This window comes from Streptomyces sp. B3I8, from assembly GCF_030816915.1.
Taxonomy (GTDB): Bacteria; Actinomycetota; Actinomycetes; order Streptomycetales; family Streptomycetaceae; genus Streptomyces.
Genome location: NZ_JAUSYN010000002.1, coordinates 1,256,542 through 1,280,741, shown reverse-complemented (window position 1 = coordinate 1,280,741; position 24,200 = coordinate 1,256,542). Strand labels below are relative to the sequence as shown.

The following is a 24,200-nucleotide window of genomic DNA, read 5'->3' as shown; positions in this document are numbered from 1 at the left end:
ACCGGTCAGAGGTAGTACCGGGACACCGACTCCGCGACGCACACCGGCTTCTCGCCGCCCTCGCGCTCCACGGTGAACGCGACGGTGACCTGGACGCCGCCGGGCACGTCCTCGGCGCCGGTGATCCTCGCGGTCGCCCGCAGCCGGGAGCCGACGGGTACGGGGGAGGGGAAACGCACCTTGTTCGTCCCGTAGTTGACGCCCATCCGGACGCCCTCGACGGCGAGCAGTTGCGGCCCGAAGAGCGGCAGCAGCGACAGGGTCAGGTACCCGTGCGCGATGGTGGTGCCGAAGGGGCCCGCGGCCGCCTTCTCCGGATCGACGTGGATCCACTGGTGGTCGCCGGTCGCCTCGGCGAACAGGTCGATCCGCTTCTGGCCGACCTCCACCCAGTCGCTGTACCCCAACTGCTCCCCGACGGCCGCCTTCAGCTCCTCGACGCCGGCGAACACCCTGGGCTCTGCCATGACCCGACCTCCACATCACACCACACGGACTAAGCGACTGCTTAGCATGGTCGGCCCACGGTCCGATGTCAACGAGCTCATGCACCAGCGCGCCGTCGGACGCGTCCCTTCAAGGGGCGCGGGGCTGTGCGGGATCCGCGGCTCCGCCACGTGGGCGCGACAAGCCGCGACCCACCCGCACCCGCCCGACAGCGAAGAACCCCCCGGGCCGGAGGGCGCCCAAGGGGTCCAAGGGGCCCAGCCCCTTGCCCGGGGGCGCGCCCACGAGCAGGGCGCACCCCCACCGTTCACGCGGACAGCAGCAACCGCCGCTCCCGGCGGGCCTCCCGCACCGCCTCCTCGGTCAGCACCGGCCGCGGCACCACGATGCCGCAGCCCCCGCACACCGGCCCCGACGACGGCTCGTGCGCCAGGTCCCACCGCCACACCAGCCGCTCCCCGCCGCACACCGGGCAGCACGCCCCCGGTTCCCGCTCCAGCGCGGCGATCAGCCGGCGCAGCACCTCGGCCATCGGGCCACGGGGGTGGACCCGAGGATCGTCGCACCACGCCACTCCGAAGCCGCCCCAGGTCAGCCGGTGCCAGTCGTCCACACTGCCCGGCCTGCGCAGCCCGTCGTGCTTCTCCTTCCTGCGGCGCTCGGCGAACTCCACCTCGTAGGCGAGCCACACGGAGCGGGCCTCCTCCAGTTCCTCCAGTGCGGCCACGAGCCGCGCCGGGTCGGGGGAGCGGTCCTCGGGGCCGAAGCCGGCGCGGGAGCACAGGTGGTCCCAGGTCGCCCGGTGCCCGTACGGGGCGAACCGCTCAAGGCACTTGCGCAGCGAGTAGCGCCGCAGCGCCAGATCGCACCTCGGATCCCTCACCTGTCTCGCCAGACTCCGGAAACCCGCCATCGTCCTGCACCTCCGTCACACCTGCACCTGTACTTCGGTCACTTCGGCGTCGTCGTACGGACGTCGTCGAATAGACGTATCGACACGCGATTCGGCTCCGTCCGGCTCCCTCCTCTTTCCGACTTCTTTTCCGACGACCTCCACGAGCCCGCCCCCAACGGCTTCAAAAGTGACGCCTGTTCATGTTCAATCGCGGGTGTACCGGCGGTAACATCCGGCCCCACCTCAGCTCCGGAGGACCTGCCATGACGGCCACGACACGGCGCACCCCCCGTACCTTCCTGGACAGACTGAGAACTCCCCGCGGAATCCCCGGGTTCCTGAAGACCGCATCCGTATGCGTGCTCATTGCCGGACTTTTGTCCCCGCTTTCCACGGCCGTGGCCGCGGACGGGGCTCCGGCGGGCGCGCGGACCTCGGCGGCGAGCGCCGGCGACCGATGCGGCGGCCAGTGCTCCGACATCCTCCCGCCGGGCGAGAACGGCAACGCCACCCTCGCCCAAGTCCTGCTCAACCAGGTGTTCGGCACCCAGCCCGACCACGCGGAGGACCAGCTCGGCCCCTACGCCGACCTGGCCACCGGCTACTCCGCGCTCACCGACGCGAAGATCAACACCTTCTTCAACGACGCGTCGTTCGGCGTTCCTTCGGACCAGGTGGCCTCCACCACCAAACCGGGCGGCCGCACGGATGTGACCATCGTCCGGGACAAGAAGACGGGCGTGCCGCACATCACCGGCACCACGCGCTACGGCACCGAGTACGGCGCCGGCTATGCCGCCGCCCAGGACCGGCTGTGGCTGATGGACGTCTTCCGGCACGTCGGCCGGGGCCAGTTGACCGGCTTCGCCGGCGGCGCCCCGTCCAACCAGGGCCTGGAGCAGGAGTTCTGGCGCAACGCCCCGTACACCGAGGCGGACCTCCAGGCGCAGATCGACAGCGCGGTCGCCTCCGCCGGGGACCGGGGCAAGCAGGCTCTCGACGACGTGAACGCCTACCTCGCGGGCATCAACGCCTACATCGACGCCTCCGACAGCGGCCGTTACTTCCCCGGCGAGTACGTCCTCACCGGCCACAAGGACTCGATCACCAACGCCGGCACCATCGACCACTTCAAGGTGACCGACATGGTCGCGCTCGCCTCCGTCGTCGGCACGCTGTTCGGCTCGGGCGGCGGCGGCGAGGTCAACAACGCGCTCTCCCTCCTCGCCGCGCAGTCCCGGTACGGCGTGGCCGAGGGCACCAAGGTGTGGGAATCCTTCCGGGAGCGCAACGACCCCGAGGCGGTCCTCAGCGTCCACGACGGCGAGTCCTTCCCCTACGCCGGCAAGCCCGGCGACCCGCTGGGCGAGGCGCTGCCCGACGCCGGAACAGTCGCCCAGGAACCCCTGGTGTACGACCGCACCGGCAGCGCCGCCACGGCGAGCGCGAAGCGCACCTCGGGCACGGCGTCCGGCACCGCGCTCAGTTCGGCGAGGCGCGGCATGTCCAACGCCCTCGTCGTCAGCGGCAGGCACACCGCGAGCGGCCACCCCGTCGCCGTCTTCGGCCCGCAGACCGGCTACTTCGCCCCCCAGCTCCTCATGCTCCAGGAGATCCAGGGCCCCGGCATCAGCGCGCGCGGCGCCTCGTTCGCGGGCCTGAGCATGTACGTCGAACTCGGGCGCGGCCAGGACTACTCGTGGAGTGCGACGACGTCCGGCCAGGACATCATCGACACCTACGCGGTCGAACTGTGCCAGGACGACCACCACTACCTGTTCCACGGCACCTGCACGGCCATGGACGAGGTCGAGCAGGCCAACGCCTGGAAGCCGACCGTGGCCGACTCGACGGCCGCCGGTTCCTACACGATGCGGGTGTGGCGCACGAAGTACGGTCCCGTCGAGTACCGGGCGACCGTCGGCGGCAAGAAGGTCGCGTACACCACGCTGCGCTCCTCCTACCTCCACGAGGCCGACTCGATCATCGGCTTCCAGATGCTCAACGACCCCGACTACGTCAAGGGCCCCGCGGACTTCCAGAAGGCCGCACAGCACATCAACTTCACCTTCAACTGGTTCTACGCCGACTCCGCGCACACCGCGTACTACAACAGCGGCGACAACCCGGTCCGGGCGAGCGGCGTCGACGCCGAGTTCCCGGTCTGGGCGCGGCAGCCGTACGAGTGGAGCGGCTGGAACCCCGCGACCAACACGGCGTCGTACACCCCCGCTTCGGCCCACCCGAACTCCGTCGACCAGGACTACTACATCTCCTGGAACAACAAGCAGGCGAAGGACTACGCCGCCGCGCCCTGGGGCGAGGGCTCGGTGCACCGGGGCAACCTGCTGGAGGACCGGGTGAAGAAGCTCGTCGCCGCCGGCGGGGTGACCCGCTCGGCGCTGGTCAAGGCGATGGCGGACGCGTCCCTGACCGACCTGCGCGCCGAGGACGTCCTGCCGAAGCTGCTGCGGGTCGTCAACAGCTCGACGGTGACGGACTCCACGACGGCGGCAGCGGTGGGCAAACTGTCGGCGTGGGTCTCGGCGGGCGCCAAGCGCACACAGACGTCGGCCGGTTCGAAGGCGTACGCGAACGCCGACGCGATCCGCATCCTGGACGCCTGGTGGCCGCTCCTGGTGAAGGCGGAGTTCGCGCCGGGGCTCGGCGACGGCCTGTACACCGCCATGACCGCCAACCTCCCGATCGACGAGTCCCCGTCGGCCGCCCACGGCCCGACCGGCGCACACGCCGGCAGCTCCTACCAGTACGGCTGGTGGAGCTACGTGGACAAGGACATGCGGGCGGTGCTGGGGGAGCAGGTCCAGGGCCCGCTGGCACACACGTACTGCGGCGACGGCGGCCTGACCGCCTGCCGCACCGCACTGCTCGACACCCTCAAGCAGGCGGCGGGCATGTCGGCGTCCCAGGTCTACCCGGGCGACGACCTCTGCTCGGCCGGCGACCAGTGGTGCGCCGACTCGATCTTCCAGCGCCCGCTGGGCGGCATCAAGCACGGCAACATCAGCTGGCAGAACCGCCCCACCTACCAGCAGGTGGTGGAGTACACGTCCCACCGCTGACGGACCGGCCCCGCACCGGCCGCTTCCGGTGCGGGGCCCCGCAGGGCCAGGCGCGCGGCCCGCTCGATGCCCGCAGCGGTGCCGAGCGGTCGGTCGGCCCGCGTTTCAGCCGGTGGCCGGAATCGTGGACCGCTCGATCAGTCCGTGGACCGCCTGGTCTCCATGCTCGTCCATGGGTGCCTGGTAGTCGCCGACGGCCCAGAAGGCGCCTGATCCGTCGTCGACCGGTGCCAGATCGTAGAAGCTGTAGGACGGCCAACGGGTCTCGCCGTCGGAGGCCGTCGTTCCGTCTTCCCTGGTCCAGGTCGTGCCGTCGAAATGCCAGAAGACGGGATCGGAGAAGGCGGGAGCGGCCTTGTCGGTGCCAGTGGCCCACAGCCCGCCCCGGCCGTCAGGAACGATCGCGTCGAGGTAGAGGTCGGCGAGTGCCCCGGTGACGTCCTTCCAACTGCTGCCGTTCCAGTGGACGACGCTCGGTACCGGCGGGTCGACGTCAGGCTGTGCCCATCCGGCCACGTAGACACTGTCCGGGGACTCGACGGCGATCTCGGCGGTGTCCGTGCCAGCGGGTACAGGGGCTTCGTCCAGCAGCGTCCAGGTGGTGCCGTCCCAGTGGTAGGTCACTGGGTGGCCGCCGTCCACCGGGTACTGCATACCGGTGGCGTAGGCATCGTCCGCGGAGAGGGCCTCGATGTCCCGGATGTGGGTCATGGCGGGCAGCGCGAAGGTCGCCCACTCACCGTCGGAGTAGGTGTAGAGCGCCTTACCACCCTTGAAGAGTCGGCCGGGAACGGCCGCCACGGGCACCTCGGGCCAGGAGTCGTCGGTGGGGCCCGTGGTCGGCACGCTGGTCCAGCGTCGGCCGTCGTAGTGCACGAGCGCCTGATCGCGCTCCACGGTCCCGTAGGCCCAGACGTCGTCGGCGGACACCGCGCTGACCGACGACCACTCCCAGACGTCGGGGAGACCCGGAGCGGTGTCCTCGCTCCACGTCTCACCGTCCCAGCGCATGATGACGCCGTGACCCGCCGTTCTTCCGGCCGCCCAGGCGAGATCGGCGTTCACGGTGGAGACGGACATGAGGGACTCGGCCGGGCTCTGCCCGGACAGCGAGATCTCCCAGCCGTTCATCGTGCCGTTGGCGTTTGCTCCTCCGGCCGTGAGCAGGGTGGAGGCGAAGGCCAGAGTTGCGGCCGCGGTACGCAGTAAACGCAGGGCAGGCATCAGCGGGCGTTCCTTCGCGGTAGGAAAACTCTTCCCGGGCGGCGTGCGCGCCCCCGGGGCCATTGGGCCACACGGCCAGACTCGTGTGGACGGCGGAGGGTTGTAGCGGTCACCTCACGTGGCCGCTGTCGTTCGCGTGACGGCGGGAGCATGTGCCCGAAGAGTGAAGGCACCCCCGCACCCCCCTTTCCCGCCACATACCGACCGGTTAGTCTGCGAGGTGAAGCCGAAGTCGGGCTGCTCGTCGTCTCGTCGTGTCGAAGGAGAGCGATGGTGGAAGCCGTGCAGGATGCGGGAGTGGTCGTCACCGGAGCCGGGGGCGGGATCGGGGCCGCGCTGGCCCGGCGGTTCGCCGCCGAGGGGGCCCGGGTCGTGGTCAACGACCTGGACGCCGGCCGGGCGCGCGCCGTCGCCGAGGAGATCGGTGGGATCGCCGTTCCCGGTGACGCCTCCGCGGTCGTGGCGGACGCGCGCGACGCCCTCGGCGGCACCGTCGACATCTACTGCGCCAACGCCGGCCTCGGCAGCGGCGGCACCGAGGCCGCTCCCGAGGAGGTGTGGGCGAGCGCCTGGGACGTCAACGTCATGGCGCACGTCCGCGCCGCCCACGCGCTGATCCCCGGCTGGCTGGAGCGCGGCAGCGGGCGTTTCGTGTCGACCGTCTCGGCGGCCGGGCTCCTCACCATGATCGGCGCCGCCCCCTACAGCGTCACCAAGCACGGCGCGTACGCCTTCGCCGAGTGGCTGTCGCTCACCTACCGCCACCGCGGGATCAAGGTGCACGCCATCTGCCCGCAGGGCGTCCGCACCGACATGCTCACCGCGGCCGGCAGCGCCGGCGAACTCGTGCTCGCGCCCACCGCCATCGAACCGGAGGCCGTCGCCGACGCGCTGTTCGCGGGCATCGCCGAGGACCGCTTCCTGATCCTGCCGCACCCCGAGGTCGCCGCCTACTACCAGGCGCGGGCCGCCGACCCCGACCGATGGATGACAAACATGAACCACCTCCAGCAGAAGTGGGAGGCCGACGCGTGACCGCCCCCGCCTCCCGCTACGCCGCCAAGCCCTGGCTCGCCCTGCTCACCGAGGCCCAGCGGGCCCCGCTCAGCCCGCCGGACACGCTGCCGCACGCCCTGCGGGAGACGGTCGCCGCCCACCCGGACCGCACCGCAATCGCCTACTTCGACGGGCGGGTCACCTACCGCGAACTCGCCGAGCTGAGCGACTCCGTCGCCGGGCACCTCGCCGCCCGCGGCCTGAAGCGCGGCGACCGCGTGGCGATCCTGCTGCAGAACTCCCCGCACTTCGTCATCGCCCTGCTGGGCGCGTGGAAGGCAGGTGCGACCGTCGTCCCCGTCAACCCGATGTACAAGTCGGGCGAGGTCACCCACGTCCTGCACGACGCCGAGGTCACCGCCCTGGTCTGTGCCGACCGCGCCTGGGAGCAGTACCTGCGGGGGACGGCGGCCGGCACCTCCGTACGGATCGTGCTCACCGCCTGCGAGCGGGACTTCCAGACGCGGAACGACCCCCGCGTGCTCACCTTCGAGCGGCTTCCGCAGGCGTCCGACGCCGACGACCTCACCGCCGTCGCCCGGCAGGGGAACAAGGCCCCCGAGGGCCGCACCCTCGGCGCCGCCGACATCGCCCTCATCAGCTACACCTCCGGCACCAGCGGCACCCCCAAGGGCGCCACCAACACGCACGGCAACATCATGTTCAACGCCGAGCGGCAGCGCACCGGACTCGAACTGCCCGACGCCCCCGTCTACTTCGCGATGGCGCCGCTGTTCCACATCACCGGCATGGTCTGCCAGCTCGTCGCCTGCCTCGACAGCGCTGGCACCCTCGTGCTCGCCTACCGCTTCGAGGCCGGCGTCGTCCTCGACGCGTTCGCCGAGCACCGGCCCCTCTACACCGTCGGCCCCTCCACCGCGTTCATGGCGCTCGCCGCCCACCCCGCCGTCACCCGCGACCACTTCTCCTCCTTCCGCACGATCTCCTCCGGCGGCGCCCCGCTGCCGCCCGCCCTGGTGGAGAAGTTCCGCGCCGGTTTCGGGCCGTACATCCACAACGGCTACGGGCTCACCGAGTGCACCGCTCCCTGCGCCTCCGTGCCCCCGCAGCGCGAGGCCCCCGTCGACCCCGCCTCCGGGACCCTCGCGGTGGGCGTGCCCGGCCCGGACACCGTCGTGCGCATCGTGGACGACGCGGGCGAGGAGGTGCCCTTCGGCGCACAGGGCGAGATCGTCGTACGCGGCCCGCAGGTCGTCCCCGGCTACTGGCGCCGCCCCGACGCCACCGCCGAGACCTTCCCCGGCGGCGAACTGCGCACCGGCGACATCGGTTTCATGGACGAGGCCGGCTGGCTCTACGTCGTCGACCGCAAGAAGGACATGATCAACGCCTCCGGCTTCAAGGTCTGGCCGCGCGAGGTCGAGGACGTCCTCTACACGCACCCGGCGGTGCGCGAGGCCGCTGTCGTCGGGGTGCCGGACGGCTACCGGGGGGAGACCGTGCGGGCGTACATCAGCCTGCGCCCGGGAGCGGAGACCGCCCCCGAGGAACTGGCCGCGTACTGCAAGGAGAGGCTGGCGGCCTACAAGTACCCGCGGCAGGTGGAGATCCTGCCCGAGCTGCCCAAGACGGCGAGTGGGAAGATTCTGCGCCGGGAACTGCGTTCCCGAACCGGCGCGGGAACCGTTGAGCCCTCGCAGACGTGATCGTAGGCAGCAACGAGGAAAGGCAGGTGGCGGCAGTGCCCAGAACCACGGACGGAGACGGCACCCCCGTCCCGCAGCGGCTGCTCGCCGCCGCCACCCGGCTCTTCGCCGAGCAGGGCTACGACCGCACGTCCGTGCAGGAGATCGTCGAGGCGGCGGGCGTCACCAAGGGCGCGCTCTACCACTACTTCGGCTCCAAGGACGATCTCCTGCACGAGGTGTACGCGCGGGTGCTGCGCGTCCAGCAGGAACGCCTGGACGCGTTCGCGGACGCCGACGAGCCGGTGGAGAAGCGGCTGCGGGGCGCGGCGGCGGACGTCGTCGTCACGACGATCGAGAACCTCGACGACGCGTCGATCTTCTTCCGCTCGATGCACCACCTCAGCCCGGAGAAGAACAAGCAGGTACGGGCGGAGCGCCGCCGCTACCACGAGCGCTTCCGGGCGCTGATCGAGGAGGGACAGCGGACGGGCGTCTTCTCCACGGCGACACCGGCGGACCTGGTCGTGGACTACCACTTCGGCTCCGTCCACCACCTGTCGACGTGGTACCGGCCCGGGGGCCCGCTGGGCCCCCAGGAAGTCGCCGACCACCTGGCCGACCTGCTCCTGCGCGCACTGCGGCCCTAGGACGACGCGCAGTTCGGGGATACGCGCCGGTCGGGCGGCCGTGATCAGCCACGACGTGCCCGCACGTTCGGGGTCCAGGGGGCAGCGCTCCTTGAAGGGACAGCAAGGGCAAGGGCGGCGGGGGCGGGAAAACCCCCGCCGCACCATCCGGCGCACCCCTGCCCCCACCCCGGGCACCCTTCACGGCAGCGAGCCGCCGGCTACACGTACCGCTTCAACTCCCGCCGCGCCAGCGACCGTTGGTGCACCTCGTCGGGCCCGTCCGCGAGCATCAACGTGCGGGCGGACGCGTACAGCTCCGCCAGCGGGAAGTCCTGGCTGACACCCCCCGCCCCGTGGAGCTGGATCGCCCGGTCGAGGATGTCGACGACCGTCCGCGGCGTCGCGATCTTGATGGCCTGGATCTCCGTGTGCGCTCCCCGGTTCCCCACCGTGTCCATCAGCCACGCGGTCTTCAGCACCAGCAGCCGCGACTGCTCCACCGCCACCCGCGCGTCCGCGATCCAGTTCTGCACCACGCCCTGCTGCGCCAGCGCCTTGCCGAACGCCGTCCGGGACACCGCCCGCCGGCACATCAGCTCGATCGCCCGCTCGGCCATGCCGATCAGCCGCATGCAGTGGTGGATCCGCCCCGGCCCCAGCCGCGCCTGCGCGATGGCGAACCCGCCGCCCTCCTCGCCGACCAGGCTCGACACCGGCACCCGCACGTGGTCGAAGAGGACCTCCGCGTGCCCGCCGTGGGAGTGGTCCTCGTAGCCGAAGACCCGCATCGCACGCTTCACCGTCACCCCGGGGGTGTCCCGCGGCACGAGCACCATGGACTGCTGCCGGCGCACGTCGGCGCCGTCCGGATCGGTCTTGCCCATCACGATGAAGATCTTGCAGTCGGGGTTCATCGCCCCGGAGATGTACCACTTGCGCCCGGTGATGACGTACTGGTCGCCCTCGCGGTCGATCCGGGTCTCGACGTTCGTGGCGTCCGACGACGCCACCTCCGGCTCGGTCATCGCGAACGCCGAGCGGATCTCACCGGCCAGCAGTGGCTCCAGCCACTGCTTCCTCTGCCGCTCGTCGCCGAACTGGGCCAGCACCTCCATGTTGCCGGTGTCCGGCGCCGCGCAGTTCAGCGCGGTCGGCGCGAGGTGCGGGGAGCGGCCGGTGATCTCGGCGAGGGGCGCGTACTGGAGGTTGGTGAGGCCGGCGCCGTACTCGGCGTCGGGCAGGAAGAGGTTCCACAGGCCCTGCCGGCGGGCCTCCGCCTTGAGCTCCTCGACCACCGCCGGGGTGTCCCACGGCGAGGCGAGCCGGGCCCGCTGCTCCTCGGCCACCGCCTCGGCCGGGTACACGTGCTCGTCCATGAAGGTCAGGAGCCTGGCGCGCAGCTCCTCGGTCGTTGCGTCGAACGCGAAGTCCATGACGGTTCAGTCCTCCTCGGGACCGTGCTTCAGGGCGGTCAGGCCGTGCTCGATGAAGACCGGGACGAGGTCGCCGATCCGGTCGAAGCCGGCGCCGACCGTCTGGCCGAGTGTGTACCGGTAGTGGATGCCCTCCAGGATCACGGCGAGCTTGAACCAGGCGAAGGCCGTGTACCAGGAGACGGCCGCGACGTCGCGCCCCGAGCGCGCGGCGTACCGCTCGACCAGCTCGGCCGGGGACGGGTGCCCGGGGGCCGTGGCCGTGGTGGAGACGGGGGAGTCGGGCAGCTCGAGCGGCACGCTGTACATGGCCAGCAGACCAAGGTCGGTGAGCGGGTCGCCCAGCGTGGACATCTCCCAGTCCAGGATGGCGGTGATCCGGTCGTCGTCGCCGAGCAGGACGTTGTCCAGCCGGTAGTCGCCGTGCACGACGGCGGGCGCGGGGGAGTGCGGCAGTCGGCGGCCGAGCGCGGCGTGCAGTTCGTCGATGCCGGGCAGGTCGCGGTTGCGGGAGGCGTCGAGCTGCTTGCCCCAGCGCCGTAGCTGCCGGTCGAGGAAGCCCTCGGGCCGGCCGAAGTCCGCGAGCCCGACCGCCGCCGGGTCCACGGCGTGCAGCTCGACCAGCGTGTCGACCAGCCCCAGCAGCGCCGCCCGGGTCCGCTCCGGGCCGAGCGGGACGAGCTGGTCGGCGGTCCGGTACGGGGTGCCCTCGACGAACTCCATGACGTAGAACGGCGCTCCGGGCGCCGCCTCGTTCCCGGGGTCCTCGCACAGCAGGACGGGGCGCGGAACGGGTACGGCCGTCGGGTGCAGCGCGCTGATCACCCGGTGCTCGCGCCGCATGTCGTGCGCGGTGGCCAGGACATGGCCCAGCGGGGGCCGCCGTACGACCCACTTCGTGGTGTCGTCGAAGACCGCGTACGTCAGGTTGGACCGTCCGCCCTCGATCAGCCGGCCGGTCAGGGGACCGTGCACGAGTCCGGGCCGCTCGCGGTCGAGCAGCTCGCGCAGCCGGTCGGGATCGAGGCCTGGCGGATGGTCTGGACTCATCATTGCTCCTACGCCGGAAACCGGGAAACGGTGACCCGCTCATGATGCCGACCGGTCGGTATGTCGTCCAGTGGGCGACGCCGGGGTGACGGTCGACGTGACGGGAACCACGGTCGCACGCGGGTGCCCGCGAAGTCCCAGAGCACCGGTCCGGACCTGCCCGTGTTCCGCACGGGGGAAGGTCCTGTCATCCGGTGCGGGACCGCGCTGCCGCGCACCGGGGCCTCCGCCGTCGCGTGCGGGATCCCGTCGGCGGCTCACACCACCAGGACGGCCGCGCACGCCGCGAGGGCCACCGTACCGAGCGCGGCGAGCGCGGCGAGCCGGGCGGGCAGCGGCCGAGGACCGGAGACGGGCGCCGAGGCCAGGGCACGGATGCGCAGCTGCGCCAGGGCGAGGAAGGCCAGGCACGGGACACAGGCGAGCAGGCCGACGGCGTAGCCGGTCACGGAACCGCGGTGCAGCGCGGTCCTGACGGCCAGCGCGGCAGCGACGGTGCACGACAGCGTGGTGCGCCGCCACGCCAGCCGGGTGCGCTCGGGCTGCAACCCGGGGTCGCGCCCCGGCCGCACCGCGGGGCCCCGCCCCGCCGGGCTTCCCTCTGCCGGGCTTCCCTCCGTCGGACTCGGCTCCGTCGGGTTCGGCTGCTCCGGGTTCGGTTCCGCAGGGTTTCGCCCCACCGGCCCGGTCATCCTTCCCGGCCGAGCAGCACGACGACGACCATGACCACGGCGACCGCGGCGATCAGGACGCCGAGCAGCGCGGGGAACCGCGACACCGGCAGGTCCTCGCCCCGCCGCATCGCCCGCTCGCACCGCACCCAGTGGTCGACGGCCCGCAGCGCGCACAGCACACCGGCGGCGAGCAGGGCGAGCGCCAGCCCGACCCGCCAGGCCCGGCCCAGGTCCGGCAGGAACTGGTCCACGGCGAACCCTCCGCCGATCAGGGCGAGAGCGGTCCGCAGCCAGGCGAGGAAGGTTCGCTCATTGGCCAGCGAGAAACGGTAGTCGGGCGTACTCCCCTCCCCGCGCACCTCCTCCGGCACGAACCACGACCGGACGTTCCGCACCAGATCACTCACGTACGGGACCCTATCCGCCGGTCGTCACCCCGTGCCGTCCGACCGCCCCGGCAGCCGCCGGCCCTCACCCCGTCCCGCCCCGCCGGCTCCGCAGCCGCCGCCACGCCGCCAGTCCGTCCGGCACCCACTCCCCTTCGGCGAGACGGACGGCCAGTTCCTCGTCGGTGAGGAAGTCGTGCCACGCGACCTCCTCCACCTGCGGTCGCACCGGCAGCACGCACCGCACCTCGTACACCGCCGACCACCAGCTCCGCCCCGTCGCCGGGTCCTCGTACAGGAACCGGAACAGCGGCTCGGGGCGCGGCAGTCCGGACACCCCCAGCTCCTCCTCCGCCTCCCGCAGCGCCGCGTCGTCGTAGGACTCGCCGGCGCCGACCACACCGCCGACGAACATGTCGTAGAAGGAGGGGAAGACGAGCTTCGTCGGTGTCCTGCGGTGCACGAAGATCCGGCCCGCCGCGTCGCGGGCCAGGACGAAGACACAGCGGTGCCGCAGGCCCCGCGCGTACGCCTCGCCGCGGCGCGCCTGCCCGACGACACGGTCGTCGACGTCGACGACGTCGAGGATCTCGTCGGCGGGATCGGGGATGTGGGGTTCGTCCGAGGGGCTCATGAGGTCCATCCAACACCGGTTTCCCCGTGCCCTTCAGGGGTGCGGGGAACCGCGCCCGGCAAGCCGGTACGTCAGTACGCCTGCAGGTCCCGGTCATGGCCGGGCTCCGTCTCACGGCCCGGCACAACCGCTCCGCACGGCATCGCCGGATGCGCACCCAGCAGCACGATGCCGACGACGATCGCCGCAAGACCCGCCGCCTCCCAGGCCAGCGCGCCGACATCTGTGCGCAGGCGGTCGCCGAGGAAGCCGACCCCGCAGGTGATCCCGGCCAGCGGCTCCGCCGCCGTCAGCGCCGGGAGCGACATCCGCAGCGACGCCGTCTCGAACGCGCTCTGCACCAGCAGCAGCCCCGTCACCCCGCACACCACGACGGCGTACGGCTGCCAGCCGGTGAACAGTTCGGTCGGGCCGCCATGGCCGAACCGCTGCCCGCTCACTCGGGTCAGCGCGTCCTGCATGCCGTACAGCAGCCCCGCGGCGAGTGCGAGCAGCACCGGCGCCGCGCTCATCCGGGAGCGTTTCGCCGCCGTCGTCAGCAGCAGCGCCAGTCCGGCCATCGAACCGACGATGGCCCAGTGCCGCACGGGATCGGCGACGGCCTGCCCGCCGCTCGGCCGGCCCGCGACGATGAACGCGGTGACACCCCCCGCCAGCAGCGCGAGCCCCGACCAGCCCTGCCGGCCCAGCGGTCGGCGGGCCTGCGCGGTACGCGGCCAGTGCCGGGACATGACCAGCGCGAACAGCAGGTTCGTGGCGAGCAGCGGCTCGACCAGGGACACCTCGCCCCGGGACAGCGCGACCGCGCCCAGCACCATGCCGACGATCATGCATCCGATGCCGCCCAGCCAGCGCGGCACCCGCATCAGGTCGAGCAGCAGCCGCGGGGAGAGGAAGTCGCTCAACGGTGCCTGCCGGGCGGCGTTCTGCTGGAGCACGAACCCGACGCCCAGACAGACGGCGGCGCTCACCGAGAGAACCAGGACCAGTACCGACACGCTGTGTACCTCGATAACTCAGCGGGGTCACGGAAGGCGTATCCCGCCGACTGTAGCGGCCCCCGCCGCGCCCCGCCCCCGAGTGCGGCGGGTGTGACGCGCTCGTCGGTCAGGCCTGCGGACGGTTGACGTGGTCACGCGCGTACCCAAGGATCTGACCAGTCGGTAACAAAGGCCGGCGGTGCGGTACGACGACGGGTACGAGAGGACGCGCGCATGGCCTACGACGCTGATGTCATCGTGATCGGGGCGGGCCTCGCCGGTCTCGCGGCGACGGCGGAACTGGTGGACGCCGGCCGAAAGGTCCTTCTCCTCGACCAGGAGCCCGAGCAGTCGATGGGCGGCCAGGCGTTCTGGTCCTTCGGCGGCCTGTTCCTCGTCGACTCGCCCGAGCAGCGCCGCCTGCGGATCCGGGACAGCCACGCGCTCGCCCTCCAGGACTGGATGGGCACGGCCGCGTTCGACCGCCCGGAGGACCACTGGCCGCGCCGCTGGGCCGAGGCGTACGTCGACTTCGCGGCCGGGGAGAAGCGGGCCTGGCTGCGCCGGCAGGGCGTACGGTTCTTCCCCCTCGTGAACTGGGCCGAGCGCGGCGGTTACGGCGCCATCGGGCACGGCAACTCGGTACCGCGCTTCCACATCACGTGGGGGACCGGGCCCGGGGTGGTCGAACCGTTCGAGCGCCGGGTGCGGGAGGGCGTCGCCCGCGGCCTCGTGCGGCTCGCGTTCCGCCACCGGGTCACCGGGCTGTCCCGCTCCGGCGGCGCCCTCGACACGGTCACCGGGGAGGTGCTGGAACCCTCGGACGTGCCGCGCGGACAAGGCAGCAGCCGCACCGTCACCGGCGCCTTCGAGTTCCGGGCCCAGGCGGTGATCGTCACCTCCGGCGGGATCGGCGGCAACTTCGACCTGGTCCGCGCCCACTGGCCCGAACGGCTCGGCACCCCGCCCGCGCACATGATCTCCGGCGTCCCCGCGCACGTCGACGGCAAGATGCTCGGCATCGCCGAGGCGGCCGGTGCCCGCGTGATCAACCGCGACCGGATGTGGCACTACACCGAGGGCATCCAGAACTGGAACCCCGTCTGGGACAAGCACGGCATCCGCATCCTGCCCGGCCCCTCCTCGCTCTGGCTCGACGCGCGCGGCCGGCGGCTCCCGGTGCCGCTCTTCCCCGGCTTCGACACCCTCGGCACGCTCGAACACATCATGCGCACCGGGTACGACCACACGTGGTTCGTCCTCGACCAGAAGATCATCGGCAAGGAGTTCGCCCTCTCCGGCTCCGAGCAGAACCCCGACCTGACGGGGAAGTCGGTGCGCGAGCTGCTCGGGCGTGTGCGGCAGGACGTGCCGGGACCGGTGCGGGCGTTCATGGACCACGGTGCCGACTTCGTCGTCGAGAAGGACCTCGGCGCACTGGTGCGCCGCATGAACGCGCTCACCGAGGAGCCGCTCATCGACGAGGTGGAGCTGCGCCGCGAGATCGTCGCGCGCGACCGCGAGGTCACCAACCCGTACACCAAGGACCTCCAGGTGACCGCGGTCCGCGGGGCGCGCAGATTCGTCGGCGACCGGCTGATCCGCACCGCTCCGTTGCACCGCATCCTCGACCCCGCCGCGGGCCCGCTGATCGCCGTCAAGCTGCACATCCTCACCCGCAAGACGCTCGGCGGCCTGGAGACCGACCTCTCCTCGCGGGTCCTGGCCGACGGCGGCGAACCGGTCCCGGGCCTCTACGCCGCCGGAGAGGCCGCCGGCTTCGGCGGCGGCGGCGTCCACGGCTACCGCGCCCTGGAGGGCACGTTCCTGGGCGGCTGCCTCTTCTCCGGCCGCACGGCGGGCCGCGCGGCGGCGCGCACGGTGGGGTGAGCGGCGGCCCGCACAGGGGGCCGCGCGGCGGGGTGGGCGGCGGCCCGCCCCCACCAACTCCCGCCCCGCACACCACCGTTGACGCGTGTAACGCGGGACCCACTCTTGACGCCGGCCGTTGCCGCCCGCTTGGCTGTCAGTGATCAGATACTGACAGTCCGCGCCCGTACCCGCACCCGTGAGGAACCCCCGCGGTGTCCCCACCCCCGCCGCCCCCTTTGGGACGCACCCGCAAACGCGCCCACCATCACGCGTTCGACCCCGCACTCGACGACACCGAACTCGTCGCCGCCCGCACCGCCCTCGCCCAGGGGCGGTGGACCGCCGTGCGTGCGCTGCTCGCCACCACCGGCGACGACTGGGACCGCAGGGCCCATCGCGTCACCGTCCTCGCCCAGGCTCCCGCCGCCCTGCCCTGGGCCCGGGAATGGCAGGTCGCCGAGCCCGAGTCGGCCGCCGCCGCGCTGCTGCTCGCCCTCGCCCTCGTGCACCGCGCGCTCGTCGGCAAGGAGCGCCCCGAGCGGGCGCGCGAGGCCTGCCGCGCCGTCGCCGCCGCCCATCCCGAGGACCCCACCTCCTGGTTCGGTCTGCTCCTGCTGGAACGCACCCTGGGCACCGAGGAGGACGTCGTCCGGCTCTTCGACGAGATCCGGCTGCGCCACCGCGACCACCACCATGCCCACCACCTGATGGTCGCCCGGCTCGCCGAACGCCGTGCCGAGGCCGGCCAGGACCCGCTGCACGAGGTGTACGACTTCGCCAACTGGGCCGCCGAACAGGCCCCCGCCGACTCGCCGTTGGCGATCCTCCCGGTCGTCGCGCACGCCGAGCGGTACCGCGTGCTGGCCGCCGCCGGTCAGGAACCCGCGGACCCGGTCGCCTCCGGGCACTGGGTCGGCCGCCGGGCCCGGCAGGTGATGAAGGCCGCGTTCGACTGGTGGCTGGAGTGGGAGCACGACGAGCACCCCCGCCGCCTCGTCGACCTCAACTTCCTCGCCCACGCCAAGTTCTGCGAGGGGCGCGGCGCCGAGGCCGCCGCCCTCTTCCACCGCATCGGCGAGCACGCCACACCGGCCCCGTGGTCCTACCCCGACCGCGACCCGCACCAGGCCTTCCGCGCCGCCCGCGACAGCGCGCTCGGCGGGGGATGACCGCAGCACCACACGCACCGCAGCACCACACGCACCGCGGCACCCTGCGCAACGCACCGCACGCACGGCACGTACGCACCGCACGCACCACGGAACCGAGCCGAGGAGACGATCCCGCGATGACGACGGGCAGTTCGAGCACGAGCGAGAGCGCGAGCGGAAGCAGAGCGGGCGCCGGATCCCGCCGGCCGGGCCGCGGCGGCGGCATCAGCACCTTCAAGGGCCAGGAACGGGCCCTACGGGCCGACCGCCTGGGCACCATGGGCCTGCTGCTGTCGGTCCTCGCCGCCACCGCACCCCTGATGGTCGTCGCCGGCGTCATGCCCACCACGTTCGGGGTCATGGGCATCGAGGGCCAGCCGCTCCTCTTCGTCGCCCTCGGCCTCGTCCTGGCCCTGTTCTCCCTCGGCTACGCCGAGATGAGCCGCCACGTCCACAACGCCGGCGCCTTCTACGCGTACATCTCCCGCGGTCTCGGCGGCACCGCGGGCGCCGCCGCGGCACTGGTCGCCCTCGTCGCGTACAGCGCGCTGCAGGTCGGGATCTACGGCATCTTCGGCTTCGAGGTCTCCGGGCTCTTCTCCACCTACCTCGACACCGACCTCGTCTGGTGGATGCCCTCGCTGGCCGCCGTCCTCCTGGTCGGCGCGCTCGGCTGGCTCAAGATCGACCTCAACGCGCGCGTGATCGGCGTCCTGCTGGTCATCGAGGTCGCCCTCGTCGTCATCTTCGACGTGGCCGCCATCGGCGACCCCGCCAAGGAGGGCCTGTCCCTGCACGCCTTCAACCCCGACACCCTCACCGGCGCCGGTGTCGGCACCGCGCTGTGCTTCTGCGTCGCGGCCTTCCTCGGCTTCGAACAGGCACCCGTCTACGCCGAGGAGACCAGTCGCCCGCACATTCTTGTGCCACGCGTGATGTTCCTCGCCGTCGGCTTCGTCGCCGTCTTCTTCGCGCTCAGCTGCTGGGCGCTCACCGTCGCCGCCGGGCCCTCCGCGATCGTTCCCACGGCACAGAAACAGAGCGCGGGGCTGCTGTTCTTCCTCACCGAGGACGTCCTCGGCTCCACCTTCACCGACGTCCTGCACGTCCTGTTCGTCACCGGCATGTTCGCGGCGATGCTCAGCTTCCACAACGTCGTCGCCCGCTATGCCTTCGCGATGGGCCGCGAAAGGCTGCTGCCCGCCGCGTTCGGCCGCACCACCGGCGCCGGCGGCGCCCCCGGCACCGGCTCGCTGCTCCAGACCGGGGTGTCGCTGCTGGTCGTGGTGGGCTTCGCGGTGGCGGACGACCACCCGCACGGCGACCCCACCGCGCCCGTGCTGCACCTGTTCACCTGGGGCGGCAGCGTCGGCGCCCTCGGCGTCACGGTGCTGATGGTCGCCGCCTCCCTCTCGGTGATCGTCTTCTTCGCCCGCCGCGGAGCCGCCCGCGCCCAGGCCTGGCGCCTGGCGACCTCCGCGCTCTCCGGCGCCGCGCTGCTGGTGATCGTCGGCTACACGGTCAAGGACTTCGACGTCCTGGTCGGCTCCGGACCCGGCTCCGCGCTGAGCTGGGCGCTGCCCTCGATCATCGCCGTCGCCGCGCTGGCCGGTGTCGTCCAGGGCCTGATCGTCCGCACCCGCAGCCCCGAGGCGCACGCCCGCATCGGCCTCGGCAACGAGGCGTTCCAACTGGAGAAGGCGGCCGGGCGGACGGACGACGAGTAGGCGGCGCGGGGCGCGCGCCTGCCCGAACCGGTGACCAATTTCTTACGGGACCGGTCATCCACTGGCCCCGAAGGGGTGAGCAGTGCTCGAATCAAGGGGTGAGTCCTCTACGTCCCGAACCCTCCGACCGGCGGGAGACCCCGGCATCCGAGGAGGGCGGCGGCACCCCCGTCGGGCGGCGCGTGCTGCTCGCCACCCTCGGCCTGGGCGCCCTCGGCGTCGCCGCCGCGCCCCCGCTCCAACGCGGCCTCGAAGCCTTCCTCGGCGGGGTCTCCGGCAAGGACCCCACGGGTCTGACCGGTCTGCTCCCCAACGGCGGCGGCTTCCGTTACTACTCGGTGACCTCCTCCGTCCCGCACAAGGACGCCGGCAACTACCGCCTCACCGTGGGCGGCCTGGTCGACCACCCGACGTCGTACACGCTGCCCGCACTGCGCGCCCTGCCGCAGACCCGGCTCGTGCGGGACGTGCAGTGCGTCACCGGCTGGCGGGTGCCGCACACGCCGTTCGAGGGCGTCCGGCTCTCCGACCTGCTCGACGCCGCGGGCGTCCACTCCTCCGCCAAGGCCGTCCGTTTCACCTGCTTCGACGGCGCCTACACCGAAAGCCTCACCCTCGACCAGGCCCGCCGCGCCGACGTCCTCGTCGCCCACCGCATGAAGGACGAGCCGATCGGCCACAACCACGGCGGCCCCGTCCGCCTCTACGTCGCCCCCATGTACTTCTACAAGTCCGCCAAGTGGCTCTCCGGAATCGAGGTCACCGACCGGGTGCACCCCGGCTACTGGGAGGAACGGGGCTACGACGTGGACGGCTGGGTCGGCCGCTCGAACGGACGTGACGATGCCCCCACCACCTGACACCACCGCACGGCCGCAACCGTCGCCGCCCTCCACCCGGGTCCGCCGCTTCACCCGCGCCGAACGCTGGGTGCACCGGGCGACGGCCGCGCTGATGGGCGTCTGCGTCGCCACGGCCGCCTGCCTCTACCTGCCCGAACTCGCCGAACTCGTCGGCAGGCGCGAACTGGTCGTCCGGATCCACGAATGGGCGGGACTCCTGCTGCCCGTCCCGCTGCTGGCGGGCCTCGCCTCCCGCGCCCTGCGCGCCGACCTCGGCCGCCTCAACCGCTTCGGCCCGCACGACAGGACGTGGCTGCGCGAGGCGCTGCGCCGGCGCAAGGGCCCGGCGGGCAAGTTCAACGCCGGTCAGAAGATCTACGCGTCCTGGCTGGCCGGAGCGACCCTGGTGATGCTCGGCACGGGCCTGCTGATGTGGTTCACCCACCTCACCCCCCTGATGTGGCGCACGTCCGCGACCTTCGTCCACGACTGGCTCGCCCTGACACTCGGCGTGGTCCTGGCCGGCCACATCGGCATGGCCCTCAACGACCCGGAATCCAGAACCGGCCTCCGCACCGGCACGGTCGACCCCGAATGGGCCGCCCGACAACACGACCTCTGGCGCCCCTAGCGATACGGGCCCCCGCCGCCGGGACGCGGGGGCCCCAAGGGGTGAACCCACGTGCGAGGGGGGGTGAGGGGGCGCAGCCCCCCGGGACGGGAAGGGCAGGGGCGGCGGGGGCGAGAAAAACCTCGCGCGACACCCCCGCACAGGCCCGCCCCCACCACCCTCCTCCCCCTGCACACACCCTCGCTAAATCACAAGCGACAGCAACAACACCAACCCGCCCGCGACGACGGAGATGATCGTCTCCATCACGGACCACGTCTTGAGCGTCTGGCCGACGCTCAACCCGAAGTACTCCTTCACCAGCCAGAACCCCGCGTCGTTCACATGGCTGAAGAACAGTGACCCCGCCCCGATCGCCAGCACCAGCAACGCCGCGTGCGTCGTCGACATGTCCGCCGCCAACGGCGCCACAAGCCCCGCCGCCGAAACAGTCGCCACCGTCGCCGACCCCGTCGCCAGCCGGATCGCCACCGCGATCAGCCATGCCAGCAGCAGCGCCGGGATGGACCAGTCCTTGGAGATCTCCAGGATCATCTGCCCGACACCGCAGTCGATCAGCGTCTGCTTGAAGCCACCACCCGCACCGACGATCAGCAGGATGCCCGCGATCGGCATCAACCCCTTCTCGACGGTCTCGGATATCCGACCCCGCGTGAACCCGGCCGGCCGCCCCAGCGTGAAGATCCCGACGATCACCGCCGCGAGCAGCGCGATCAGCGGCGACCCGACGACGTCGAAGACCCGCTGCACCGTCTGGTCGGTGTCGTCGATGACGATGTCCACCAGCGCCTTGGCCAGCATCAGCACCACCGGCAGCAGCACCGTGAACATGGTCGCGCCGAACCCGGGACGCTTCTCCAGCTCCTCCGAGGCACGCGGCGGCAGCATCCGGTCCGGCACCGGCACGTCCGCCCAGCGGACCGCGAACTTCGAGAACACCGGACCCGCGATGATCACCGTCGGGATGGCGACGAGAACGCCGAGCGCGAGCGTGACACCCAGGTTGGCCTTGACCGCGTCGATCGCGATCAGCGGCCCGGGGTGCGGCGGCACCAGACCGTGCATGACGGACAGGCCGGCCAGCGCCGGAATGCCGATCCGCATCAGCTTGTAATTGCCGCGCCGGGCGACCATCAGCACCACCGGGATCAGCAGCACGATGCCGACCTCGAAGAAGAGCGGCAGGCCGACCACGGAGGCGATCAGCACCATCGCCCACGGCATGGCACGCCCGCTCGCCCTGGCCAGGATCGTGTCCACGACCTGGTCGGCACCGCCGGAGTCCGCGAGCAGCTTGCCGAGGATCGCACCCAGCGCGATCAGCACGCCGACACCCGCGACGGTGGAACCCAGACCGCTGGTGAAGCTGGTGATGACCTTGTCGAGCGGGGCACCGGCGAACGCGCCGAGCGCGAGCGAACCGATGGTCAGGGACAGAAAGGCGTGCAGTTTGAACTTGGTGATCAGCAGAACAATGACGGCGATGCCCGCCAGGACGGCGATGCCGAGTTGAGCGTGGCCCGCCGACGTGATCGGTTCGACGGTGTCCGCTGCCAGCATCTCGACTCTGAGACCGGTCACGGTGATCCCTTGCGTTGGGGAGTGGGGAAACAGGGGTGGACCCGAAGGGGAGTGGGTCCGAAGGGGGAGTGGAACCAGGGGAGAGAGAAGCGGTGGCGCCGGGGTGGTGCTCCAGGAATGGAAGGGATCCGCCCTCCTGGTGGAGCCGGAACCCTCACCCGACCCGGCGAGAAGGGCCTCGACGGCAACAAGGGCCTCAACGTCAACAAGGGCCTCGACGGCCCCGAGGGCCTCAGTGCGAGGGCGCCTCGACCTCGGCCAGCGCGGCCGACGCCCGCTCCGTGATCTCCTCCGGGGACCCGGTCACGCTGACCGTGACCCCCGCCTCGTCCGCCCCCAGCGGCTGCAGGGTGGCGAACTGGGAGTCCAGCAGCGTGGTCGGCATGAAGTGCCCCTCACGGTGGGACATCCGGTCCTCGATGAGCGCCCGGTCGCCCGACAGGTGCACGAACACGACATCGGGCGCGGCGTCCCGCAGACGGTCGCGGTAGGACCGTTTCAACGCCGAACAGCTCACCACCCCGCCGAGTCCGGCCCGGTCGTGGGCCCAGGCGCCGATGGCGTCCAGCCACGGCCACCGGTCCGCGTCCCCCAGGGGGACACCCGCCGACATCTTGGCGATGTTGGCCTGGGGATGGAAGTCGTCGCCCTCGGCGTACGGAACGCCGAGCCGGGCCGCGAGCAGGGGACCGATCGTGGTCTTTCCCGTGCCCGAGACGCCCATCACCACGACGACGTGGGGGGTGTGCATCGCTGCCTCGCTGTCTTCGTCGACACCTGATGTCGACGACACTGAAACCTATTAGGTACGACTTTTTCAAGACCCTGTGATGAATAAGTCTGACTTTTGTGTGCTGCGAACGCCCCCGTACGCTGTGACCATGACCATTGGGGGCCGAGGACTGCACGGACATGTACTGGACACTCTCGGACCGTCCATCACCGCCGGCGAGTATCCGCCGGGCAGCGTGCTGCGTACCGACGAACTGGCCCAGCGCTTCGAGGTGTCCCGTTCGGTGATGCGCGAGGCCGTCCGCGTGCTGGAGTCGATGCACCTCGTCGAGTCCCGCCGCCGGGTCGGCGTCACCGTCCGCCCCAAGGACGACTGGAACGTCTACGACCCCCAGGTCATCCGCTGGCGGCTGGCCGGCGCCGACCGACCTCGGCAGCTCCGCTCGCTCACGGTGCTGCGCTCCGCGATCGAACCTGTCGCCGCGGGCCTCGCCGCCCGGCACGCCACCGCCGGGCAGTGCGCCGCGCTCACCGACTCCGCGCTGGGCATGGTCGCCACCTCGCGCGGCCACCAGCTGGAGGGCTACCTCCTGCACGACGTGGCCTTCCACCGCGTCATCCTCACCGCGTCGGGGAACGAGATGTTCGCCCGCCTCGGCGACGTCGTCGCGGAGGTGCTCTCCGGCCGGACCCACCACGACGTGATGTTCGAGGACCCCGACCCGGCCGCGGTCACCCTGCACGTCCGCCTCGCCGAGGCGGTTCGCGCGCGTGACGCCCGGGCGGCCGAGGACCTCACCCGGGAGATCACCGTCGGCGCACTCCACGAACTGGACATCCTGGCACCGTAGGTGCGCGGGACCCCGCCGAGGAAGTCCCCGTCGGCCGCGGATGCCCTTCACCGGCCGAGGGAAGTCCCCCGTCAGCCGAGGAAGTCCCCGTCGACGTACGCCCAGGCCCCGCCGACCCGCTCGAACCGGCTCCGTTCGTGCAGCGACCCGCCCCGGTAGGAGGCGCGGAACGTCACGGTCCCGGTGGTGTGGAAGGCCGAGCCGCCCGTCACCCCCAGCACCTCCAGGCCGGTCCACCGGGTCCGCGGGTCGGGCTCGACGCGCGGCGGCCGGGTCCGCGGGTGCCAGGTACGCAGCAGATGCGCCTCGTCGCACACCACGAAGGCGCTGTAGCGGGAACGCATCAGCGCCTCGGCGGTCGGTGCCGCGACCGCCCCGGAGACGTACCGCTCACAGCACTCCGCGTACGTCCCGCCGCTCCCGCAGGGGCACGGGTCCACGCCGGACCGGTCGGTCATCGAGGAAACCTCCTGGAAACGAAGAGGACCCCCGGCGGCCGAAGGCCGACCAGGGGTCCGCAAGGTGTCCGAGGGGGGACTTGAACCCCCACGCCCGATAAAGGGCACTAGCACCTCAAGCTAGCGCGTCTGCCATTCCGCCACCCGGACAAGGTGTCTGTCGCGCCGGGTTTCCCCCGCGGCGACAGAGGAAACATTACCAAACTTTCCGAGGC

22 protein-coding genes and 1 tRNA gene are annotated in these 24,200 nt (G+C 71.9%); 10 read left to right on the top strand and 13 right to left on the bottom strand.

Annotated elements, in window-relative coordinates; translation table 11 throughout:
- Positions 1-5 precede the first annotated feature (5 nt).
- Positions 6-467, bottom strand: a complete 462-nt coding sequence (locus QFZ64_RS07980; RefSeq protein WP_307063774.1) for a MaoC family dehydratase — start codon at positions 465-467, stop codon at positions 6-8.
- A gap of 287 nt (positions 468-754) precedes the next feature.
- Positions 755-1,360 (bottom strand): hypothetical protein, encoded by a 606-nt coding sequence (locus QFZ64_RS07975; protein WP_307063772.1) that lies wholly within the window; start codon positions 1,358-1,360, stop codon positions 755-757.
- 245 nt (positions 1,361-1,605) lie between these two features.
- Here QFZ64_RS07975 and QFZ64_RS07970 point away from each other — a divergent pair, with 245 nt between their 5' ends.
- A complete protein-coding gene (locus QFZ64_RS07970) occupies positions 1,606-4,425 on the top strand; it encodes a penicillin acylase family protein (RefSeq protein ID WP_307063769.1) in 2,820 nt (939 codons plus the stop codon).
- A gap of 105 nt (positions 4,426-4,530) precedes the next feature.
- On the opposite strand, the gene QFZ64_RS07965 is transcribed toward QFZ64_RS07970, so the two are convergent.
- Complete coding sequence (locus QFZ64_RS07965; RefSeq protein ID WP_307063768.1) at positions 4,531-5,649, bottom strand: hypothetical protein; 1,119 nt, start codon at positions 5,647-5,649, stop codon at positions 4,531-4,533.
- A gap of 270 nt (positions 5,650-5,919) precedes the next feature.
- On the opposite strand from QFZ64_RS07965, the gene QFZ64_RS07960 reads away from it, so the two are divergent.
- The 3 genes from QFZ64_RS07960 to QFZ64_RS07950 are packed head-to-tail and all read left to right on the top strand — an operon-like array spanning position 5,920 to position 9,001.
- On the top strand, positions 5,920-6,684 hold the full coding sequence (locus tag QFZ64_RS07960; protein WP_307063766.1) for an SDR family oxidoreductase: 765 nt from the start codon (positions 5,920-5,922) through the stop codon (positions 6,682-6,684).
- A complete protein-coding gene (locus QFZ64_RS07955; RefSeq protein WP_307063764.1) occupies positions 6,681-8,372 on the top strand; it encodes a class I adenylate-forming enzyme family protein in 1,692 nt (563 codons plus the stop codon). The genes QFZ64_RS07960 and QFZ64_RS07955 overlap by 4 nt, the downstream gene beginning before the upstream one ends.
- Positions 8,373-8,407: 35 nt before the next feature.
- The gene (locus QFZ64_RS07950) at positions 8,408-9,001 is read left to right on the top strand and encodes a TetR/AcrR family transcriptional regulator (RefSeq protein ID WP_307063762.1); all 594 of its coding nucleotides are present in this window, start codon (positions 8,408-8,410) and stop codon (positions 8,999-9,001) included.
- Positions 9,002-9,201: 200 nt separating this feature from the next.
- Here the strand turns inward: QFZ64_RS07950 and QFZ64_RS07945 are convergent, their stop codons facing one another.
- From QFZ64_RS07945 to QFZ64_RS07920, 6 genes are all read right to left on the bottom strand, one after another.
- Positions 9,202-10,416 carry an acyl-CoA dehydrogenase family protein gene (locus tag QFZ64_RS07945; protein WP_307063760.1) on the bottom strand — a complete coding sequence of 405 codons (1,215 nt, stop codon included), beginning with the start codon at positions 10,414-10,416 and terminating at the stop codon, positions 9,202-9,204.
- A gap of 6 nt (positions 10,417-10,422) precedes the next feature.
- Complete coding sequence (locus QFZ64_RS07940) at positions 10,423-11,466, bottom strand: phosphotransferase family protein (protein ID WP_307063759.1); 1,044 nt, start codon at positions 11,464-11,466, stop codon at positions 10,423-10,425.
- 257 nt (positions 11,467-11,723) lie between these two features.
- Entirely contained in the window at positions 11,724-12,038 is a 315-nt protein-coding gene (locus QFZ64_RS07935) for a DUF202 domain-containing protein (RefSeq protein WP_307063756.1), read from the bottom strand.
- Between the two features lie 116 nt (positions 12,039-12,154).
- A complete protein-coding gene (locus QFZ64_RS07930) occupies positions 12,155-12,547 on the bottom strand; it encodes a YidH family protein (RefSeq protein WP_307063755.1) in 393 nt (130 codons plus the stop codon).
- Between the two features lie 64 nt (positions 12,548-12,611).
- Positions 12,612-13,160, bottom strand: coding sequence for an NUDIX hydrolase (locus QFZ64_RS07925; protein ID WP_307063753.1), 549 nt, complete (start codon positions 13,158-13,160; stop codon positions 12,612-12,614).
- Between the two features lie 71 nt (positions 13,161-13,231).
- On the bottom strand, positions 13,232-14,158 hold the full coding sequence (locus QFZ64_RS07920) for a DMT family transporter (protein WP_307063750.1): 927 nt from the start codon (positions 14,156-14,158) through the stop codon (positions 13,232-13,234).
- Between the two features lie 216 nt (positions 14,159-14,374).
- On the opposite strand from QFZ64_RS07920, the gene QFZ64_RS07915 reads away from it, so the two are divergent.
- From QFZ64_RS07915 to QFZ64_RS07895, 5 genes are all read left to right on the top strand, one after another.
- Complete coding sequence (locus tag QFZ64_RS07915; RefSeq protein ID WP_307063748.1) at positions 14,375-16,030, top strand: FAD-binding dehydrogenase; 1,656 nt, start codon at positions 14,375-14,377, stop codon at positions 16,028-16,030.
- Positions 16,031-16,224: 194 nt separating this feature from the next.
- On the top strand, positions 16,225-17,181 hold the full coding sequence (locus tag QFZ64_RS07910) for a hypothetical protein (protein ID WP_307063746.1): 957 nt from the start codon (positions 16,225-16,227) through the stop codon (positions 17,179-17,181).
- 119 nt (positions 17,182-17,300) lie between these two features.
- Entirely contained in the window at positions 17,301-18,890 is a 1,590-nt protein-coding gene (locus tag QFZ64_RS07905) for an APC family permease (protein ID WP_307063744.1), read from the top strand.
- A gap of 98 nt (positions 18,891-18,988) precedes the next feature.
- Entirely contained in the window at positions 18,989-19,750 is a 762-nt protein-coding gene (locus tag QFZ64_RS07900; protein WP_307063742.1) for a molybdopterin-dependent oxidoreductase, read from the top strand.
- On the top strand, positions 19,734-20,363 hold the full coding sequence (locus QFZ64_RS07895) for a cytochrome b/b6 domain-containing protein (RefSeq protein WP_307063740.1): 630 nt from the start codon (positions 19,734-19,736) through the stop codon (positions 20,361-20,363). Before QFZ64_RS07900 ends, QFZ64_RS07895 begins: the two co-directional genes overlap by 17 nt.
- 183 nt (positions 20,364-20,546) lie before the next feature.
- Here the strand turns inward: QFZ64_RS07895 and QFZ64_RS07890 are convergent, their stop codons facing one another.
- Both QFZ64_RS07890 and QFZ64_RS07885 read right to left on the bottom strand, forming a co-directional pair.
- The gene (locus tag QFZ64_RS07890; protein ID WP_307063738.1) at positions 20,547-21,944 is read right to left on the bottom strand and encodes a GntP family permease; all 1,398 of its coding nucleotides are present in this window, start codon (positions 21,942-21,944) and stop codon (positions 20,547-20,549) included.
- A 232-nt stretch (positions 21,945-22,176) separates the two neighbouring features.
- The gene (locus QFZ64_RS07885; RefSeq protein WP_307063736.1) at positions 22,177-22,695 is read right to left on the bottom strand and encodes a gluconokinase; all 519 of its coding nucleotides are present in this window, start codon (positions 22,693-22,695) and stop codon (positions 22,177-22,179) included.
- A 130-nt stretch (positions 22,696-22,825) separates the two neighbouring features.
- On the opposite strand from QFZ64_RS07885, the gene QFZ64_RS07880 reads away from it, so the two are divergent.
- Complete coding sequence (locus tag QFZ64_RS07880) at positions 22,826-23,527, top strand: FadR/GntR family transcriptional regulator (RefSeq protein ID WP_307063734.1); 702 nt, start codon at positions 22,826-22,828, stop codon at positions 23,525-23,527.
- A 71-nt stretch (positions 23,528-23,598) separates the two neighbouring features.
- Here QFZ64_RS07880 and QFZ64_RS07875 read toward each other — a convergent pair whose 3' ends face one another.
- Positions 23,599-23,985 carry a YchJ family protein gene (locus QFZ64_RS07875; protein WP_307063732.1) on the bottom strand — a complete coding sequence of 129 codons (387 nt, stop codon included), beginning with the start codon at positions 23,983-23,985 and terminating at the stop codon, positions 23,599-23,601.
- A gap of 65 nt (positions 23,986-24,050) precedes the next feature.
- Positions 24,051-24,135 (bottom strand) — tRNA-Leu (locus QFZ64_RS07870).
- Between the last annotated feature and the right edge of the window lie 65 nt (positions 24,136-24,200).